An 18,306-nucleotide genomic window follows, 5' to 3' on the forward strand; every position below is an offset into this window, starting at 1 on the left:
GCGAGCGCTGTTGGGGCTCGTTGCGCTACCTCAGTCTTCAAACCTTCCAGACTTGACCGCAGCAACGAACGCCGACCACTGTCCACGGTCGGCGGTTAAGTACCCAGCAGCCCGGTTCTTCGTGTCGCGCACCGCTGCACCATCACCGAGGCGGCCAACCTCGACGCAACTGGTCTGCTGACCCGATCGGCTCGACTTCCGCCATCCGGTCGGCTCTGTCATATGGCTGCCTCCAACTTGTCAGCGCATTCAGCGATGAACCGCACAGAGTCGTGCGGGCTCATGGCCAACTCTCGTAGGCCTGTTATCGCTTCGAGGTACGCTCGTGCGATACCTACGTTGTGCAGCGACACCGACGACCGGTAGTGCTCCAGGTGCACGATCGGTGTCGCCTTCGGAAACTCGAAAACGATGAATGCGCCCATGTGCGCGGGATGCCACCGTTCCGCGCCTGCTGGCAGAACTCGAATCTCGACGGTTGACCAATCGGCCATCTTGACCAGGTGGCGCAGTTGCTCGGCCATCACTTCCGCGCCTCCGATCCGCTCGTTGAGGGCGGCCTCGGCGATGAAGGCCACGAACTCAGGCGCGTTCTTCGACGTCAGGATTTCGCGACGGCCCACGCGCATGAGCACCATCGTCTCGACCTCATTCGGCGGTAGCCCGTGCATGATCGCGCGGGCGTACTCGGAGGTTTGCAGCAGGCCAGGGATTACGCCCGTGGCGACGTCGGTGATGCGGGTCGCGGTGCGCTCGAACTCGATCAGCGTGGTCAGCTCTTTGCGTACTCCGGTCTTGCTGGTCGACAACCAGTCGGCCCGGTCGTCGCGCGCCATGTCGGCGAGCCGCTCGCGTTCTTCTTCCGACACGCCGTAGGTGGCCAGCATGGCGGCGACCTCTTCGGGTGAAGCTGCGCGCTCGCCGGTCTCAATCCGGGCGTACTTCGAGTGGTGGCCGCCGAGCTTTTGCGCCACTTCGCGCACGGTCAGCCCGGCTTGTTCGCGGTATTCGCGCAGTTCAGCGCCCAATGCGCGTAGCCGCGGTGATCCGCTGCTGGTGCTGGCCATGCGACGAGCATAACGACGGCTCATAAACCATCACCTATTCGCCTCAGTTGACCTGTCGCGCGCGACAGATATCGTCGTTTGCGACAAGCATAGGACTTGCGACACGATCCGTCGCGGACGTCAGAAATTCACGGAGGGTACGACATGTTGCTCTGTGTGACGAGTTTGGGGCGTGTCTGATGTACCGCCCGCATCCGTTCCATTGGGTGCCCGCTGACGGCCAGCGGCACGCGAGCACCGATCCGCATCCGCCAGGCGCGTCGATCTACCCAGATGGCACCGAGGTCACGACTCTTTGCGAGCGGACCGTCAACCCCGAATCCAGCGACACCGCTTGGCTGTGGAGCACCTGCCTGGACTGCAACGAATCCGCGCGTGAGCTGGCCGGAGTGCCACCGATTGCGGGTGCGGGATGAACGCACCAGAAGGTCAGAAATTTCCGGGCGTCGCGTCGAGGATCCGATGCGCGATCTTGGCGCTCGGGTATGCGGTCGACGACATCGAAGCAGGCCGTTGGTCTCCAGCCGAGTTGCTGACCTTGGCCAACGCCATGGACGTGTTGGTGGTGCAGCTGCGCGACAGCGCGGAAGGGCAATCCAGCGGTCGGGTTGTGATCACCTCGGAGAGGGCAGACCGATGATCACGTTGTTGCTGATCGCAGCAGCGACCGTTGTCGCGCTGGCGGGATGGTGGACTGTGCGCTACTTCGGCGAATTCGGCAAACACGCCGGAGCAGGCGAGGGCGCGCTGACGGTTGAGCACCTGCTCACAAGGCCAAGACCGACGAACTCGCGTTGGCAGAAACACGGGAACTCCCCCGCGTCGAAACGGCATCGACGCCAAATCGCAGCGGCTTCACCCGCGACCCGGAAGTGATCCGGCAGGTTCTCGCCGGATTCCACCGGATATAGAGCTCGGCGGGAGCACCGTGGCCGAAATCCCCTCCCAGGCCGGTGCTCCCGCCGTCCCCAGGTGCCCGCCGACCAGCCCCCAGCGGCGACCAGGCACCAGGATGGCCGGGCGGTGCGTCCTCCCCGCATCGCCCGACCATCCACTCAAACGCCAGAGCTCCGCCCGAAAATGACGGTAGCCGCCGAGTCGCATCCGGCTGTGTCGAACAGACACGGACAAGCAAGGCTGCCGAATTTCTCTCTACAAATGTCTTTGTTGACCTCGAGCTCTACCGATGCACGGCGGGAACTCAGACGGAACGTCACTGAACGCAGCTTCTCGACCTCGTGACACGCTTTCAAGATGCGGACCAGCGCCCAAAGCGCTGCCACAACCAGTACTCCGACCGCAAGAACAATCGTGAGCAACACGAACAATACGCCGCCGAACAAGGCACACCTCAACACCGTTACGCCGGTTCCGCGCTACCGGACGATGCAGGTTGCCGTATTCGGTTAGTCACAGACACATCGCGTGGCCAGGCTGCTTCCCCTTGCGCGGCCCCGGTTGTTAGCGGTCAACCGGGGAAAGGGCTTCGGCGCTACCAAGTCGCAACCACGCTGTCCAGGGCCATGCCTCACGCCGTTCTAAGCCGCCCCGCCTCACTCGGTACCTGGATGAGTACGGCGTTGCCGACTAGGCAACACGAGTAGGGGACTACTACCGCCTCGCATACCTCCATTGGTTACCTGGGGCGCTCGCCGCCCCCAGATCACCAGCGGGCTTCCGGGAAGAGTGGAGTAGCAACGCTGCGGTCGCTCGGTGCTTGCCCTCTTCTCAGCGGGCTCCGCCAGATCGACGGAGAAGAGGGCACAGCCCTTCTTTCAGGTAAAGACCACCTAGCGCCAACAAACATGTTCAGACCTCTCGACCAGCAAACTCGCTGAATAACAGCGGTGCAACAAAAGGTCGGCGGCTAGAGCCACCATCGCCGCTCACGGCTCGTTCTGGCCCGCGCATCTCGGTCGATGTTGCTGTACTGGGTCGACCGGAGGACACGGTCGAGCGAGGATGCGATGAGTCTGCAGCAGTTGTACCTGGTGCTGCTCGTAGGTGGACTCGTGCTCTTGGCCGGTGCGGTGGCCGCGCTCCTCGCTTCCCGGCTCGGACTGCCCAGCCTGCTGATCTACCTCGGGCTGGGCGTGGTGCTCGGCGAGGACGTGCTGGGCATCAAGTTCCACGACGCCCAGATCGCGCAGAACCTGGGCACGGCGGCGCTGGCCATCATCCTCATCGAAGGTGGTCTGTCCACCCGCTGGTCCGACATCCGGCGATTACTCGCGCCCGCCGCGATGCTCGCAACGATCGGCGTCGGCATCAGCCTGGTGGTCACGGCCCTGGGCGCGCACCTGCTGCTGGGCATCGACTGGCAGCTGTCGCTGCTGGTGGGCGCCGTCGTGTCGTCCACGGACGCGGCAGCGGTGTTCTCCGTGCTCCGGGTGCTGCCGCTGCCCAAGCGGCTCGCCGGGTTGCTGGAGGCGGAATCCGGGTTCAACGACGCGCCGACCGTGATCTTCGTGCTGCTGTTCAGCACGGTCCCGCTGGAAGTCTCCCCGCTGGAGATCACGGTCGACCTGGTCTACCAGCTGACCATCGGTGCGGCGATCGGGCTGGCCATCGGCGTGGGCGGAGCCAAGGTGCTGCCGCGGTTGGCGCTGCCGGCCGCCGGGCTGTTCCCGGTGGCGACCTTCGGACTCTGCGTGATCGCTTTCGCCGCCGGTGGGGCTGTGGAGGCCAGCGGCTTCCTCGCCGCCTACCTGGCCGGCTTGGCGCTGGGCAACACTGGTCGGCTGCCGCACCGCTCGGCGACGCGGTCCTTCGCCGAAGGGCTCGGCTGGATCGCGCAGATCGGGCTGTTCGTGCTGCTCGGACTGCTGGTGACGCCGAGCGAGCTGCCCGGCGAAGTGCTGCCCGCGCTGGTCATCGGCCTGGTGCTGCTGCTGGTCGCCCGCCCGGTGTCGGTGGTGATCCCGCTGCTGGGCTTCCACGTCCCGTGGCGGGAACAGGTGTTCCTGTCCTGGGCGGGCCTGCGCGGTGCGGTGCCGATCGTGCTGGCGACCTTCCCGATCGTGCAAGGCGTGCCGGGCAGCCAACGGGTGCTGGACATCGTGTTCGTGCTGGTCGTCGTGTTCATCCTGGTGCAGGCGCCGAGCCTGCACCCGCTGGCCCGGCTGCTGGGCATCATCCCGCGCGAAGCGCCCCGCGAGATCCAGCTCGACTCGGTGCCGCTCAACGTCGCCCACGCCGAGCTGCTGACGATGACCGTGCCGCCGGGATCTCGGCTGCACCACACGACCATCGTCGAGCTCCGGCTGCCCGCGCCCGCGGTGGTCCCGCTGATCGTGCGGGGCGGCCGCGCCTTCGTCCCGCTCCCGGACAGCTACCTGGAGATCGGCGACGAACTGCTCGTCGTCACCACCGTGGAGCACCGAGCCGCCGCGGAGCGACGACTGCGAGCGGTCAGCCGCCGGGGCAAGCTCGCCCACTGGTTCGGCGAGCACGGCGAACCGGATTAGCCCCCAGCCGGGCGGACCGGGAGCGCCCGCAGGCCGTGGATCAGGGTGCTGAAGCGCCATTCCGCACCGTCCAGCGGTCCTGCGGCGCTGAGGTTCGGGAACCGTTCGACGAGGCCGCGCAGCGCGACCTGCGCCTCCAGGCGGGCGAGCTGGGCTCCGAGGCAGAAGTGGATCCCGTGGCCGAAGGCCAGGTGTCCGTGCGCGTCACGGGTGATGTCGAACCGGTCCGAATCGGGGAACTGCTCTGGGTCGCGGTTGGCCGCCGCCAGCCCGACCCACACGATCTGCCCGGCCGGGATCTCCACGTCACCGATCTGCATCGCCTCCGCGGTGAAGCGGAACGTCCCGTGCATCACCGGCCCGTCGAAGCGCAGCATCTCCTCCACCGCGCCGGCCACCAGATCCGGGTTCTCTCGCAGCGCCGCCCACTGGTCGGGGTTGCGCAGCAGGTGCAGCACCCCGTTGCCGATCAGGTTGACCGTCGTCTCGTGCCCGGCCACCAGCAGCAGGAACACCATCGCGATCAGTTCCCCGTCGCTGAGCCGGTCCTGGTCCTCGGTGGCGTCGATCAGCGCGGTGAGCAGGTCGTCGGCGGGCTGGCGGCGCTTGACCTCGATGAGTTCGGTGAGGTACTCGGCCATCTCCATCGCCGCGTTCCCCGCCGCTTCGCGATCGGAGGCGTCCAGCAGGGTGTTCGTCCAGGCCCGGAAGTCGTCCCGGCGGCTCTCGTCGACACCGACCAGCTCGGAGATGACCTGGATCGGCAACGGGAAGGCGAAGGTGTCCAACAAGTCCACTTCGGACTGTTCCGCCATCTCGTCGAGCAACCGCTCGGTGATCTCCTCGACCCGCGGTCGCAGCGCTTCCACCCGGCGGCTGGTGAAGGCCTTGACCACCAGCTTGCGCAGCCGGGTGTGGTCCGGCGGATCCATGTTGAGCATGTGCGAGGACAGCGTGTCGTCGAACACGCGGTGGTCCGAGTCCGGCGGTAGGTTCGCAGTGATCACCTCGTGGATGCGCGCGGACTCCTTGCTCAGCCGCGGATCCGTCAGCGCGGCGCGAGCATCGGCATACCGGGTGATCACCCAGACAGGCAGACCGTTCGGCGTGACCAACCGCTGAACCGGCGTGGTGTCGCGGCTCTCGGCGTACCGCGCGTGCAGGTCCTGCACGAAAGCGGCGTCGAACAAGAGAACTTCGTCATGCGCCTCGGTGGTGGACATCAGATTCCTTCGCACTAGGCAGTGTGACCCCTACTCCCCAGTGAACCCCGTTCACGCCCACCTGTCACTCGCCTCTGAATTCTTGTCTGACGAACTCGTTTTGCGTGGCGGTGCGAGTAGCGGAACCTCAGCGCCCGCCTGGACTGCGGGTGCCCAACTTTATGCATTCCAGATCTGAGAACCCCCACGAGCACATCAGCTGGGCTGCCGCCGAGCACGAGTAGAGCCGCACGCGCAGCGGCAGCAGGTCCATGACTTCACCGGTCCGGCCGTCTACCGGGGCCTGGCCGGGCTGCACGTCGTCCGCGACCCGATCCACCTGCACCTGGCCAACTTCCAGGTCCTGTCCCGCGGCAGCGGCGAACCGCGCCCGCTCGACGCGGGCTGGAAGGACACGGTCGACCTGGAACCGGGCCGAGCGGTGGAGGTCATCACCCGCTTCGAGAGCTACCGGGGCCGCTACGTCTTCCACTGCCACAACGCGGAACACGAGGACATGGGCATGATGGCCACCTTCGAAACAGTCTGAGTGCGGTGTGCCGGTCCGCTGTGGACCGGCACACCACCGTCAGACGGATTCGAAGCAGCCTGCTCCGAGGAGGCCCTTGAGCTCGCCCTGCAGGCCGTTCTCCGTGGAGACGAAGTAGTCGCTGGACAGCGCCAGGCGGGTCACGCCTCGGGGGCTCTGGAGCTTGAGGTGCACCGGAGTCGTGCCCGAGTGCGCCTGGAGGGTCCGCTTCAGCTCCGTCACCAGGGACTGGTTCACCCGGCCCACCGGCACCTTGATCACGAACGCCGGGTCGGTGCCCGGGTCGGTTTCGGCCGCGGAGATGTCGACCGGTACCGCGTCGGAGGCGAAGACGCTGATGGTGCCCTCGCGCTCGTTGATGCGGCCCTTGACCGCCAGCGCCGTGTCCTCGACCAGGCAGTCGGCGAACATCTCGTAGGACTTCGGGAAGAACAGCACTTCGACGCTGGCGTCGAGGTCCTCGAGGGTGACGATCGCCCACGGGTGGCCGTTCTTGTTGATGCGGCGCTGGATTCCCGAGATCATCCCGGCGATCTTGATCTGCTCCTTGCCGCCGCCGAACTCCCGCTCACCGCCGACCAGATCGGCGATCCCGGTGTCCTGATAGGGCGCGAGCAGCCGCTCGGCCCCGTCGAGCGGGTGCGCGGAGACGTACAGGCCCAGCATCTCCCGCTCGTAGGACAGCAGCTGCTTGCGCGGCCACTCCTCCGGCGTGAACGTCAAGTGCGCCAGCGGCGAGGCGTCCGCGCTGTCAGCCGAGTCGTCGGCACCGAACAGGTCGAACTGACCCATCGCCTGCTGCCGCTTCAACCCGATGACCGCGTCCACCGCGTTCTCGTGGTGCTGCACCAGCGACATGCGGGTGTGCCCCAGCGAGTCGAACGCACCGGCCTTGATCAGCGACTCGATGACCCGCTTGTTGCAGGCCAGGATCTCCGACTTGTCCAGGAAGTCGGTGAAGGAGGTGTAGCGGCTCTTCTCCTGGCGGGACTTGACGATCGAGGCCACCACGTTCGACCCGACGTTGCGGATCGCGCTCATGCCGAAGCGGATGTCGGAGCCGACCGCGGCGAAGGTGTCCTTGGAGTCGTTGACGTCCGGCGAGAGCACCTTGACGCCCATCCGCCGGCACTCGGCCAGGTAGATGGCCATCTTGTCCTTGTTGTCACCGTTGGAGGTCAACAAGCCCGCCATGTACTCGGCCGGGTAATTCGCCTTCAGATAGGCCGTCCAGTACGCCACCAGGGCGTAACCCGCCGCGTGCGACTTGTTGAACGCGTAGCCGGCGAAGGGCAGGACCGTCGCCCACAACTTCTCGATCGCCTCGTCGGAGAAGCCCTGCGCGAGCATCCCGTCCCGGAAGCCCTCGAACTCCTGGTCCAGGACCGACTTCTTCTTCTTGCCCATCGCGCGGCGCAGGATGTCCGCTCGACCGAGGCTGTAACCCGCGACCTTCTGCGCGATCGCCATGATCTGCTCTTGGTAGACGATCAGACCGTAGGTCTCGGCGAGGATGTCCTTGAGCGGTTCGTCCAGCTCGGGGTGGATCGGCTCGACCGGCTTCTTGCCGTTCTTGCGGTCCGCGTAGTCGTTGTGCGCGTTGACCTCCATCGGGCCCGGCCGGTACAGCGCGTTGCAGGCCACGATGTCGGCGAACTCGGTGGGTTGCATGCGCTTGAGCAGTTCGCGCATGCCGCCACCTTCGAGCTGGAACACTCCCAGGCTCTCCCCGCGGGCGAGCAGCTCGTAAGTGGCCTTGTCGTCCAACCCGAGGTTGGAAAGGTCGATCTCCCGGTCGTGGTTCTCCTTCACCATTCGCAGCGCGTCGCCGAGGATGGTGAGGTTGGACAGACCCAGGAAGTCCATCTTCAGCAGGCCGATGGCCTCGCACGACGGGTAGTCCCAGCCGGTGATGATCGAGCCGTCGTCACGCGCCCACAGCGGCACCGTGCCCAGCAGCGGCTGCGAGGACAGAATCACCGCGCACGCGTGCACACCGGCATTTCGGATCAGGCCTTCCAGACCGCGCGCGGTGTCGAAGATCTGCGACACCGACGGGTCAGTCTCGATCAGGCTGCGGACCTCAGCGGCCTCGGTGTAGCGCTCGTGTTGCGGATCCACGATCCCCGACAGCGGGATGTCCTTGGCCGCGATCGGCGGCGGCAGCGCCTTGGAGATCTTGTCCGCGATCGCGAACCCCGGCTGGCCGTGGTGCACCCGCGCCGAGTCCTTGATCGCCGCCTTCGTCTTGATCTTGCCGAAGGTGATGACCTGCGCGACCTTGTCCCGACCGTACTTGTTGATCGCGTACTGCAACACCTCGTCCCGACGCCGGTCGTCGAAGTCGAGGTCGATGTCCGGCGGCGAGTCGCGCTCCGGGTTGAGGAACCGCTCGAAGATCAGCCCGTGCTCCAGCGGATCCAGGTTCGTGATGTGCAGGATGTAGGCCAGCAGCGAACCCGCCGCCGAACCACGGCCCGGCCCCACGTGAATGCCCTGCGACTTCGCCCACCGCGTCAAGTCACCGACCACCAGGAAGTACGCGCAGTAGCCCTTGGTGTCCAGCACGTCCAGCTCGACCTGGATGCGCTTGCGGCACTCCTCGGTCGGACCGTCCGGATACCGCGACGGCAGGTACTGCTCGAGCTCGGCGGCCAACAGCTCGCGCTCGGAGCGGCCAGTGCCGTCGGTGACGCGCGGCATCCGGTCCTGGAAGTTCCAGACGTCCTCGTAGGACTCGACCATCTCCGCGATCCGCAGCGTGTTGTCCGCCGCGCCCGGGACTTCCTTGTCCCAGTACTCCCGCATCTCCTCAGCGGACTTCAGGTAATAACCATCGCCGTCGAACTTGAACCGGGACTCATCACTGAGCGTCTTACCCGACTGCACGCACAGCAACGCACCATGCGAATCGGCCTGGTCAACCGTCACGTAATGGCTGTCATTGGTCGCCAGCGGCGGGATGCCGAGCTTCTTGGAAATCTCCAGCAAACCCTGACGCACCGACCGCTCGATCGGCAGGCCGTGGTCCATCAACTCCAGGAAGAAGTTCTCCTTGCCGAAGATCTCCTGGTAGTCGGCCGCCGCCTGCAGCGCCTCGTCGAACTGCCGCAATCGCAGCCGGGTCTGCACCTCGCCGGACGGGCAACCGGTCGTGGCGATGATGCCCTCGGAGAACTCCGAGATCAGCTCCCGGTCCATCCGCGGCTTGCGGTACATGCCCTCGAAGCTCGCGCGGCTGGACAGCGTGAACAGGTTGCGCAGGCCGGTGGCGTTGCGCGCCACCATCGTCATGTGCGTGTACGCACCCGCGCCCGAGACGTCACCGCCCTCACCGAACTCGTCGGCGCCGCGCTGCTTCGCCTCACCCCAGAACACCGGCTTCTTGTGGAAGCGGTTGGTCGGCGCCAGATAGGCCTCGATGCCGATGATCGGCTTGATACCCGTCTTCTTCGCCTGCTGGTAGAACTCGTCGGCGCCGAACATGTTCCCGTGGTCGGTCATCCCCACCGCAGGCATCCCGAGGCGCTGGGCCTCGGCGAACAACGCCCCCACCTTCGCCGCACCATCGAGCATCGAGTACTCGGTATGCACGTGCAGGTGGACGAAGGGGTCAACAGGCACGGGAAAGTCCTCCTTCGCGACAGCCTCGGGGAGAGCTGCCAGCCTAACGCGCGCACCCGGTGTGATCGCCGATTCCCCCGGCGTTGCGAGCGTTTTCCGCCGCGACGCGCGGAAACGGGTGCGGTCGGTCACGCCCTGGGCGAGAACTGGACGAAACCACGTGCCGTTCACGCATGGGAATTGCCGAGCAGGTAGCGTGGTTCGGCGTGGCTGGCCCTGATCCCGTAGATGTGCGATTGCTGAGCGTCGTCGCCGAGATGGGCCGGGCGGCGGTACCCGAGATCGCCGGTCGGCTCGGCATGGACGTGCGCGACGTCGCCGCGCGCCTCGCCACTCTCTCCACCACCGGTCTCCCGCTGATCGTCGGGGTCGAGTGCGATGTTCAGGGCATCCGCAACGCAGTCGCCGCCGCTCAGCACTGGGCCGCGCAGCAGAACATGGCCAGCGGCCCCTACCCGGTGTCCGGTCCGTACCAGGTCCAGCACTCCGGATCCTTCCCTCAGCCGACGGGCGGCTACCCGGCGCACAGCGGCGGTTTCCCCGCGCCCGCCTACGGCCAGCCAAGCGGACCGCAGCAGTTCGTCCCGCCCGGCCCGCCGCCGACCTCGTTCCCGCAGCAGCCCGCCGCTCCGCAGGACCCCATGAACGTCTGGGGTCCGCCCGGATCGGCCGCGTGGGCGCGCGGTGATCAGCAGCCGCAGCAGCCCGCCCAGCAGCAGCCGGCGCGCACCGGCAAGGTCGGCAGCAAGCTCGACGTGGAAGGTCTGGAGGGCGAGCGGATCACGATCCTGCTGGTCGAGGTCGTCGACCCGGCGGACTTCCTGTTCACCGCGGCCGGTTACGAGCTGCAGGACGGCGAGCGCGCGGTCGTGGTGCACACCGAGCTGACCAACCGCGGCCAAACGCCCTTCACTTCCCTGCCGGACCTGTACCTGGAGCTGATCACCACGGACGGCTCCGTGGTGACGAAGTCCCCGGTGTCGCTGTCGTCCCGTCCCCCGCACCGCATCGGCGTCCCGCCGGGCGAAACGGCCGGCGGTCACACCGTCTACGTCCTACCGGAGTCGACGGAGCTGACCACCGTCCGCTGGACGCCGCGCCCCGGCGACACCCAGCGCACGCTCACCTGGGACATCACCGACTTCTGATCGCCGGCGCTCTCGGTCTTTGTCTTTGATGCGCCGCCGGGCGCATAGCCCACCCTCGCTACCCGCACCGCCACGCAAAACGACCACCGGAGACAGGTTCCGCGTCATCCAGTACGTCTGTCCTAGTGGTTCCCGCCGCCGAACGGGCGTGTGGCCTTGCGGTTTGGTCCGGGTTGTGGACATCTGGAGGCATGACCTCGCAGGAGGGCGATCGCACCAGTGTCGGTGTCCCGCGCGAGTCGCTGGCAGGTGAGCGGCGGGTCGCGCTCGTGCCCGGCGTAGTCGAGCGGCTGTGCGCGCAGGGCCTCGAGGTGGTCGTCGAACCCGGCGCTGGACAGGCCGCGCTGATCCCCGATGACGCGTTCACCAAAGCGGGCGCGAACCTCGGCGAACCGTGGTCGGCCGACGTGGTGGTGAAGGTCAACCCGCCCAGCACAGCAGAGATCGGCAAGCTTCCCCGCGGCTCGACGCTCATCGGCTTCCTCGCCCCGCTGACCGACCCTGACCTGGTGCCACGCCTGCGAGAGGCCGAGGTGACCGGATTCGCGCTGGAGTCGGTTCCGCGCATCTCCCGCGCCCAGTCGATGGACGCGCTGTCCTCCCAGGCCAACGTGTCCGGATACCGCGCGGTGCTGCTGGCCGCCGACCAATGCACCCGCTTCTTCCCAATGTTGACCACCGCCGCCGGGACCGTGAAACCCGCTTCGGCGCTGGTGCTCGGCGTCGGCGTGGCCGGGCTGCAGGCACTCGCCACGGCCAAGCGGCTCGGCGCCCGCACCACCGGTTACGACGTGCGACCGGAGGTCGCCGACCAGGTTCGTTCGGTCGGCGCGAAGTGGCTGGACCTGGGCATCTCGGCGGTCGGCGAGGGAGGCTACGCCCGCGAGCTGACCGAGGACGAACGCGCCGAGCAGGCCCAACGCCTGAACGCGGCGATCAGCGGTTTCGACGTGGTGATCACGACCGCCTTGGTTCCCGGACGCCCAGCACCGCGACTGGTACCTGCCGAGGCGGTCCGCCGGATGCGCCCGGGCAGCGTGATCGTCGACCTCGCGGGTTCGACGGGCGGAAACTGCGAGCTCAGCGAACCAGGCCAGATCGCGGTGCACCACGACGTCACCATCGCCGCCCCGCTGAACCTCCCGGCGACCATGCCGGAGCACGCCAGCGAGCTCTACGCCCGCAACGTCCAAGCACTGCTCGACCTGATGCTGGTCGAAAGCCGTCTCTCCCCCGACTTCACCGACGAGATCCTGGCCGCCACCTGCATCACCCGATCAGAACCCGGTGAAGGGCACCTGTGACCGGCTAAGTCGGCAAAAGGTGCCCTTCACCTCGGCCCGACGCAGGGAGGAGGGGCGATGTTCCTGGCTGATCTGGCGGTACTGGTGCTGGCCGGGTTCGTCGGCTTCGCGGTGATCTCGAAGGTGCCGAACACCTTGCACACCCCGCTGATGTCCGGGACCAACGCCATTCACGGAATCGTGCTGCTCGGCGGGGTGCTGGTGCTCGGGTCCGGGGTGAGCGACCTGGGATCGCAGCTGCTGGCTCTGGTGGCGATCATCTTCGGCACGATCAACGTCGTCGGCGGATTCCTGGTCACCGACCGGATGCTGGGCATGTTCAAGCGCAAGCCGGAACCCGCGCGGAAGGACGCCGAGAAGTGATCACGCTGCGGTCGGTCCTCTACATCCTGGCGTTCGCCCTGTTCATCTACGGCTTGATGGGTCTGACCGGGCCGCGGACCGCGGTGCGCGGCAACGCGATCGCGGCCGCGGGCATGGTGGTCGCGGTGGTCGCCACGCTGCTCACCCCCGGCCTGACCAACTGGGGGCTGATCGTGCTCGGCTTGGTCGTCGGCACGGTGATCGGCGTCCCGGCGGCGCGGCGGGTGAAGATGACCGCGATGCCGCAGATGGTGGCGCTGTTCAACGGCGTCGGCGGCGGTGCGGTGGCGCTGACCGCCTGGGTCGAGTTCCGGGACAGCGCCGGGTTCCAGGGCGAACCGGCGTTCGTTCCGATCGCGACTCTGTTCGCCGCGATCATCGGCTCGATCTCGTTCTGGGGTTCGCTGGTGGCCTTCGGCAAGCTGCAGGAACTCGTGCCCGGCCGCCCGATCTCGGTGGGTCGCCTGCAGCTGCCGCTGAACGTGTTGTTGCTGGTCGGTGCGGTGGCGTGCGCGGTGGCGATCGGTCTGGGCAGCGGTGCTGAGCTGCTGCTGGTGACGGTGCTGGTGCTGGCGGGGCTGGCTGGGATCGCGGTGGTGCTGCCGATCGGCGGCGCCGACATGCCGGTGGTGGTGTCGCTGCTCAACGCCTTCACCGGACTGTCGGCGGCGGCGGCCGGGCTGGCGCTGAGCAACACGGCGATGATCGTCGCCGGGATGCTCGTCGGGGCCTCCGGTTCGATCCTGACCGACCAGATGGCCAAGGCGATGAACCGCTCGATCCCGTCGATCATCGCTGGCGGCTTCGGCGGAACCACCTCGGCAGCCCCGGCGACCAGCAGCGGGACGGTGCGCTCGATCGGCGCCGCTGACGTGGCCATCCAGCTCGCCTACGCGGGGCAGGTGATCGTGGTGCCCGGCTACGGCATGGCGGTCGCGCAGGCCCAGCACGCGGTGCAGGACATGGCGAAGCTGCTGGCGGACAGGGGTGTCGGCGTGTCCTACGCGATCCACCCGGTGGCGGGTCGGATGCCCGGTCACATGAACGTGCTGCTCGCGGAGGCAGACGTGCCCTACGAGCAGCTCAAGGAGATGGACGAGATCAACGACGAGTTCGCCCGCACCGACGTCGCGCTGGTGATCGGCGCCAACGACGTCACCAACCCGGCGGCCCGCACCGACCCGAACTCGCCGATCTACGGCATGCCGATCCTCAACGTCGACCAGGCCAAGACGGTGATCGTGCTGAAGCGCTCGATGCGCGCAGGCTTCGCCGGAGTCGACAACCCGCTCTACGCGGACCCGAGAACGGCGATGCTCTTCGGCGACGCCAAGTCCTCGATCCGAGAAGTGTTCGAAGAGCTCAAAGCCCTCTGAAGCGGCCAGGTCTCCGCAATTTCCATTGAAATCAGACGTGCGATTTCAATGAGGTTTTTCCAGGCTCGTTTTGCGTAGCGGTGCCGGTGGCGGTGCAAGTTGCGAGGGTGGGCTATGCGCCTGCGGCGCATGCGCCCCTCGACGCGCGGTGTCGGTCGTGCTTCGCGGTCACCAGCCGGACAGGATGAAAAGGCTCAATGGAAATTGCGGAACATCAGGCCCCGGGAGCTCAGCTCTCCTTCTTCTCCCGGCGGAAGAAGTCCAGTGGGCTGGACCGCTTGGGCCGCTCCGGCTGGTTCCGGCTGCGGTACTCCAGCGTCGGCCAGTCCCCCGCCTCGCCTGAGGCGTGCGTCGGTTCCGGCGCGCCGAGGACCGACGGCGCTGCTGCGCCCACGTCCTCAGCGTTGATCACGTCACCGAGGCTGTTGAACCCGCTGGCCGGGGTTTTGGCGTCCGCTGCCGGATCGATCACCGGGATGCCGGTGGGCGGCGTCGGCGCATCCGAGCCTTCGAACGATCTCGACTGTGCCATCAAGCCCCCTTCGTAGGTAGCTCGCTTTCCGCCACGGTACCTGGTTCAGCTGTCCTGATCGCGGAGCTCGTCGAGCGCGTGCTGCAGGTCGTCCGGGTATTCGCTCTCGAAGGTCACCCAACCGCCGGCGGGGTGCTCGAACGAGAGGCTCCGAGCGTGCAGCCACTGCCTGGTGATCGCCAGACGACGCGCCAGGACCGGGTCCGCGCCGTAGGTCAGGTCGCCGACGCACGGGTGCTTGATCGCCGAGAAGTGCACGCGGATCTGGTGCGTGCGGCCGGTTTCCAGCTTCACGTCGACCAGCGAGGCGGCGCGGAACGCCTCCACCGTCTCGTAGTGCGTGATGCTCGGCTTGCCGCCGGTGACCACCGCGAACTTGTAGTCGTGGCGGGGGTGCCGGTCGATCGGCGCGTCGATCGTGCCGCGGCTGGGATCCGGGTGCCCCTGCACGACCGCGTGGTAACGCTTGTCCACGGTGCGCTCCTTGAACGCCCGCTTGAGCACCGAGTACGCGTGCTCGCTCTTGGCGACGACCATGACCCCGGTGGTGCCCGCGTCGAGCCGGTGCACGACGCCCTGCCGCTCGGCGGCCCCGGAGGTCGCGATGCTCACGCCCGCCGCGGCCAGTCCGCCGACCACCGTCGGGCCTTCCCAGCCCGGGCTCGGGTGCACCGCGACGCCGATCGGCTTGTCGACCACCACGATGTCGTCGTCCTGGTGGATGATCTTCAGCCCGTCCACCGGCACCGCGACGACCTGCAGCGGCTGCTGCGCCGGGGGCAGCGTCACCTCCAGCCACGATCCGGCCATGAGCCGGTCGGACTTGCCGACGGGGTTGCCGTCGAGCAGCACGTCACCGGATTCGGCCAGCGTGGCCACCGCGTTGCGGGACAGGCCCAGCAGCTTCGCCAGTCCGGCGTCCACCCGCATGCCGTCGAGCCCCTCGGGCACCGGCAAGTTTCGAAGATCGCTCACGAGTTGTTCTCCGCCGTCTTCTTTCGCCGGTGCACCGTGCCGTCGTAGTCGCGGCCGAACAGCGAGAGCAGCACGATCAGCACACCACCGACGACGATGCAGCTGTCAGCGATGTTGAACACCGGCCACACCGCGCCGCCGGGGGCCAGCAGAGACAGGAAGTCCACGACGTGGCCTTGCAGCGGTCCAGGGGCGCGGAAGATGCGGTCGGCGAGGTTGCCGCACGCACCGCCGAGCATCAGGCCGAGACCGATGGCCCAGCCCAGCGAGCGCAGCTTCGGCGCCAGCCAGATGATCGCGCCGACCACCGCGATGGCCAGCAGCGCGAGCAACCAGGTCATGCCGCTGGCCAGCGAGAACGCGGCGCCCGGGTTGCGCAGCACGTCGAGGTAGAGCAGCCCGCCGAACACCTCGACCGGCGGTTCGCCCTCCAGCTCGTCGACCACGATGATCTTGGTGAGGACGTCGAGCCCCAGCGCGACCACTGCCACCCCGAACACCAGCGCCAGTAGTTTGGGCGACGTGCGCGGCTTCTCGCCGGTCTCGCCTGAGGGCGCGTCGGCGGGGGTCTCAGCGGCGGGGATCTCGTCGGGTGCCTGTTCGGCGTCGACGTTCTCGCGGTCCGCCGGTTCCTCGGACGGTCGCTCTGAAGAAGACTGCTCGGTGCTCACACTCTTATTGTCCCTGAACGCCCCCGACCGGATTCCAGCAGTCCCACCGCCCTCGCCACAGTTTCAATTGGAACTGTGATTCCGCCGCCGGGAACGACCCGCAATTTCGATGGAAACCGTGCTCGCACGAATGGACCGGCCGATTGCGCACTGCTGGGAGCTGATCTGCTCACAGCAGAGAAACCGGCGAAAGACGCCGGGGCGGCGGGATCGTCAGGGCATGACGAACAACGAGAAGCAGCCGCTGTTCGACCACCGGCTCCGGGAACGGTTCTTCAGCCAGCGGGTACTGGTCCTCGACGGTGCGCTCGACGACGACAACGGGACGGCGCTCACCACCCAGCTGCTGTCCCTCGCCGGCGAAGATCCCAACAAGGACATCGCGCTGTGGATCCACTCGCCGGGTGGCTCGGTCCCGGCGATGCTCGCCATCCGGGACGTGATGCGGCTCGTCCCGTGCGACGTGGCCACGCTCGCACTGGGACTCGCGTGCAGCGCGGGACAATTCCTGCTGTCGGCGGGAACACCGGGCAAGCGGTTCGCGCTTCCGCACGCCCGGATCCTGATGCACCAGGGGTCGTCCGGGATCAGCGGCTCGGCGGTCGAAGTGGAAGTGCAGGCCGACGACCTGCGGCACACCCGGGACACGGTGCTCGGGCTCATCGCGGAGGACACCGGCCAGCCGGTCGAACGGATCTTCACCGACTCGCTGCACGACCGCTGGTTCACCACCGAGCAGGCACGCGAGTACGGCTTCATCGACCACGTCGTCGACAGCCTCGGCCAAGTGGTGCCGGTGCGCACGCACCAGATGGGGATCGGCTCGGAGACGGGAGCACGCGCATGAGCACCTACACCATTCCCAACGTCATCACCCGCAACACGGGTGGCGAGCGGATCATGGACGTCTACTCGCACCTGCTGTCGGAGCGGATCGTCTACCTGGGCACCGCGATCGATTCCGGGGTGGCGAACGCGTTGATCGCCCAGTTCCTGCACCTGGAGGCCGACAACCCGGACCGGGAGATCAACCTGTACATCAATTCCGAGGGCGGCGACCCGTCCGCGATGCTCGCGTTGTACGACACCATTCGCTACATCAAGGCGCCGGTGGCCACGACGTGCGTCGGCCAGGCGGTTGCGGCCGGCGCGGTGCTGCTGGCCGCGGGGGAGGCCGGGCGTCGATCCGTGCTGCCCCACACCCGGGTGGTGCTGCACCAGCCCGCGGCGCAGGGCCGGGGCACCATCCCGGACCTCATCATCCAGGCCGACGAGGTGGTGCGGGTGCGCACCCAGCTGGAGGAGATCCTCTCGGCGCACACCGGTCGCGACGTCGAGGGCCTGCGGCACGACACCGACCGGGACCGCGTGTTCGACGCGGCGGGAGCCGTCGACTACGGGCTCGCGGACCGCGTCCTCGACCACCGCGCCTGAGGCGGGGTTTCACGCGGCCATGAGCACGGGTCCCGCAGGACGGCGACCGAATGCGGGGCCTGCGCGCCGGACATCGCCCGCGATACCGGTGAGCAGATCGGCCAGCCCGACACCCAGCGCACCCGTGACCGCGGCGATCATCTCGCTCGAAGGCTCCTTGCGGCCGCGTTCCATCTCCGACAGGTACTGCGGAGAAATACCGGCCCGCTCGGCGACGTCGACGAGGCGGCCGCCCTGCTCCTCCCGCGCCGCGCGCAGACTCCGGCCCAGCGCCTCACGCCACAACGGTTCCGGCTCGCTGTCCGGCGTCGGCCTGCGCTTCTTGTGGAACGGCAGAATGTCGGCCATCTGCTCATCCTGACACTGCCCGTTCCCAGGCGTCACAGGTTCCGCTCCCAGCGGAACTCCCCCGGCCCGCAGCTCCTTCACCGCAACTGTCGACACCCGACCGGGGTTCCCGCCCGCAATTTCAATGGAAATCAGACGTCCAATTTCCAATGAGGTGATCTCAGTGGTTTATGTGTAGCCGTGTTCGTGGTGGGTGAGCACGAGTGCGGCTTGGACGATGTCGCCGGTTTTGCGGGGGCTGGCGG

General features: G+C 67.4%; 17 protein-coding genes and 1 pseudogene. 9 read left to right on the top strand and 9 right to left on the bottom strand.

Annotation, left to right across the window (positions count from 1 at the left end; translation table 11 throughout):
- Positions 1-30: 30 nt before the first annotated feature.
- Positions 31-222, bottom strand: coding sequence for a DUF397 domain-containing protein (locus ACWCO2_RS08860; protein ID WP_450127133.1), 192 nt, complete (start codon positions 220-222; stop codon positions 31-33).
- Complete coding sequence (locus ACWCO2_RS08865) at positions 219-1,067, bottom strand: helix-turn-helix domain-containing protein (RefSeq protein ID WP_450127134.1); 849 nt, start codon at positions 1,065-1,067, stop codon at positions 219-221. The genes ACWCO2_RS08860 and ACWCO2_RS08865 overlap by 4 nt, the downstream gene beginning before the upstream one ends.
- 179 nt (positions 1,068-1,246) lie before the next feature.
- On the opposite strand from ACWCO2_RS08865, the gene ACWCO2_RS08870 reads away from it, so the two are divergent.
- Positions 1,247-1,483 (top strand): zinc finger protein, encoded by a 237-nt coding sequence (locus tag ACWCO2_RS08870; protein ID WP_450127135.1) that lies wholly within the window; start codon positions 1,247-1,249, stop codon positions 1,481-1,483.
- Positions 1,484-1,496: 13 nt separating this feature from the next.
- Here ACWCO2_RS08870 and ACWCO2_RS08875 read toward each other — a convergent pair whose 3' ends face one another.
- Complete coding sequence (locus tag ACWCO2_RS08875; RefSeq protein WP_450127136.1) at positions 1,497-1,829, bottom strand: hypothetical protein; 333 nt, start codon at positions 1,827-1,829, stop codon at positions 1,497-1,499.
- Between the two features lie 1,211 nt (positions 1,830-3,040).
- Here ACWCO2_RS08875 and ACWCO2_RS08880 point away from each other — a divergent pair.
- Positions 3,041-4,534: a potassium/proton antiporter gene (locus ACWCO2_RS08880; protein ID WP_450127153.1), complete on the top strand. Its 1,494-nt coding sequence runs from the start codon at positions 3,041-3,043 to the stop codon at positions 4,532-4,534.
- Here ACWCO2_RS08880 and ACWCO2_RS08885 read toward each other — a convergent pair.
- On the bottom strand, positions 4,531-5,757 hold the full coding sequence (locus tag ACWCO2_RS08885) for a cytochrome P450 family protein (RefSeq protein WP_450127137.1): 1,227 nt from the start codon (positions 5,755-5,757) through the stop codon (positions 4,531-4,533). The two genes, ACWCO2_RS08880 and ACWCO2_RS08885, sit on opposite strands and share 4 nt — an antisense overlap.
- A 310-nt stretch (positions 5,758-6,067) precedes the next feature.
- Between ACWCO2_RS08885 and ACWCO2_RS08890 the strand changes: the two are divergent.
- A pseudogene (locus tag ACWCO2_RS08890) lies at positions 6,068-6,286 on the top strand (multicopper oxidase domain-containing protein); the annotation flags it as partial.
- 39 nt (positions 6,287-6,325) lie between these two features.
- Here the strand turns inward: ACWCO2_RS08890 and dnaE are convergent.
- A complete protein-coding gene (dnaE, locus tag ACWCO2_RS08895; RefSeq protein ID WP_450127138.1) occupies positions 6,326-9,910 on the bottom strand; it encodes a DNA polymerase III subunit alpha in 3,585 nt (1,194 codons plus the stop codon).
- Between the two features lie 173 nt (positions 9,911-10,083).
- Here dnaE and ACWCO2_RS08900 point away from each other — a divergent pair, with 173 nt between their 5' ends.
- The 4 genes from ACWCO2_RS08900 to ACWCO2_RS08915 all read left to right on the top strand — a co-directional run bounded on the left by ACWCO2_RS08900 (position 10,084) and on the right by ACWCO2_RS08915 (position 14,101).
- The gene (locus tag ACWCO2_RS08900; protein WP_450127139.1) at positions 10,084-11,058 is read left to right on the top strand and encodes an AsnC family protein; all 975 of its coding nucleotides are present in this window, start codon (positions 10,084-10,086) and stop codon (positions 11,056-11,058) included.
- Between the two features lie 191 nt (positions 11,059-11,249).
- Positions 11,250-12,362, top strand: coding sequence for a Re/Si-specific NAD(P)(+) transhydrogenase subunit alpha (locus ACWCO2_RS08905; RefSeq protein ID WP_450127140.1), 1,113 nt, complete (start codon positions 11,250-11,252; stop codon positions 12,360-12,362).
- Between the two features lie 57 nt (positions 12,363-12,419).
- On the top strand, positions 12,420-12,725 hold the full coding sequence (locus tag ACWCO2_RS08910) for an NAD(P) transhydrogenase subunit alpha (protein ID WP_270947017.1): 306 nt from the start codon (positions 12,420-12,422) through the stop codon (positions 12,723-12,725).
- Complete coding sequence (locus tag ACWCO2_RS08915) at positions 12,722-14,101, top strand: NAD(P)(+) transhydrogenase (Re/Si-specific) subunit beta (RefSeq protein WP_450127141.1); 1,380 nt, start codon at positions 12,722-12,724, stop codon at positions 14,099-14,101. The genes ACWCO2_RS08910 and ACWCO2_RS08915 overlap by 4 nt, the downstream gene beginning before the upstream one ends.
- A gap of 229 nt (positions 14,102-14,330) precedes the next feature.
- Here ACWCO2_RS08915 and ACWCO2_RS08920 read toward each other — a convergent pair whose 3' ends face one another.
- Genes ACWCO2_RS08920 through lspA form a run of 3 tightly spaced genes read right to left on the bottom strand, consistent with a single transcriptional unit; the run spans position 14,331 to position 16,279 of the window.
- Positions 14,331-14,633 carry a hypothetical protein gene (locus tag ACWCO2_RS08920; RefSeq protein WP_450127142.1) on the bottom strand — a complete coding sequence of 101 codons (303 nt, stop codon included), beginning with the start codon at positions 14,631-14,633 and terminating at the stop codon, positions 14,331-14,333.
- A gap of 45 nt (positions 14,634-14,678) precedes the next feature.
- A complete protein-coding gene (locus ACWCO2_RS08925; RefSeq protein WP_450127154.1) occupies positions 14,679-15,563 on the bottom strand; it encodes an RluA family pseudouridine synthase in 885 nt (294 codons plus the stop codon).
- Positions 15,564-15,604: 41 nt separating this feature from the next.
- Positions 15,605-16,279, bottom strand: coding sequence for a signal peptidase II (gene lspA, locus ACWCO2_RS08930; RefSeq protein WP_450127143.1), 675 nt, complete (start codon positions 16,277-16,279; stop codon positions 15,605-15,607).
- A gap of 220 nt (positions 16,280-16,499) precedes the next feature.
- Between lspA and ACWCO2_RS08935 the strand changes: the two genes are divergently transcribed.
- Both ACWCO2_RS08935 and ACWCO2_RS08940 read left to right on the top strand, forming a co-directional pair.
- The gene (locus tag ACWCO2_RS08935) at positions 16,500-17,126 is read left to right on the top strand and encodes a ClpP family protease (protein WP_450127144.1); all 627 of its coding nucleotides are present in this window, start codon (positions 16,500-16,502) and stop codon (positions 17,124-17,126) included.
- Entirely contained in the window at positions 17,123-17,713 is a 591-nt protein-coding gene (locus ACWCO2_RS08940; RefSeq protein WP_450127145.1) for a ClpP family protease, read from the top strand. Before ACWCO2_RS08935 ends, ACWCO2_RS08940 begins: the two co-directional genes overlap by 4 nt.
- A 9-nt stretch (positions 17,714-17,722) precedes the next feature.
- Here ACWCO2_RS08940 and ACWCO2_RS08945 read toward each other — a convergent pair whose 3' ends face one another.
- Positions 17,723-18,061: a helix-turn-helix domain-containing protein gene (locus ACWCO2_RS08945; protein ID WP_450127146.1), complete on the bottom strand. Its 339-nt coding sequence runs from the start codon at positions 18,059-18,061 to the stop codon at positions 17,723-17,725.
- Positions 18,062-18,306: the final 245 nt, after the last annotated feature.

This window comes from Saccharopolyspora sp. NPDC002376 (assembly GCF_053593195.1).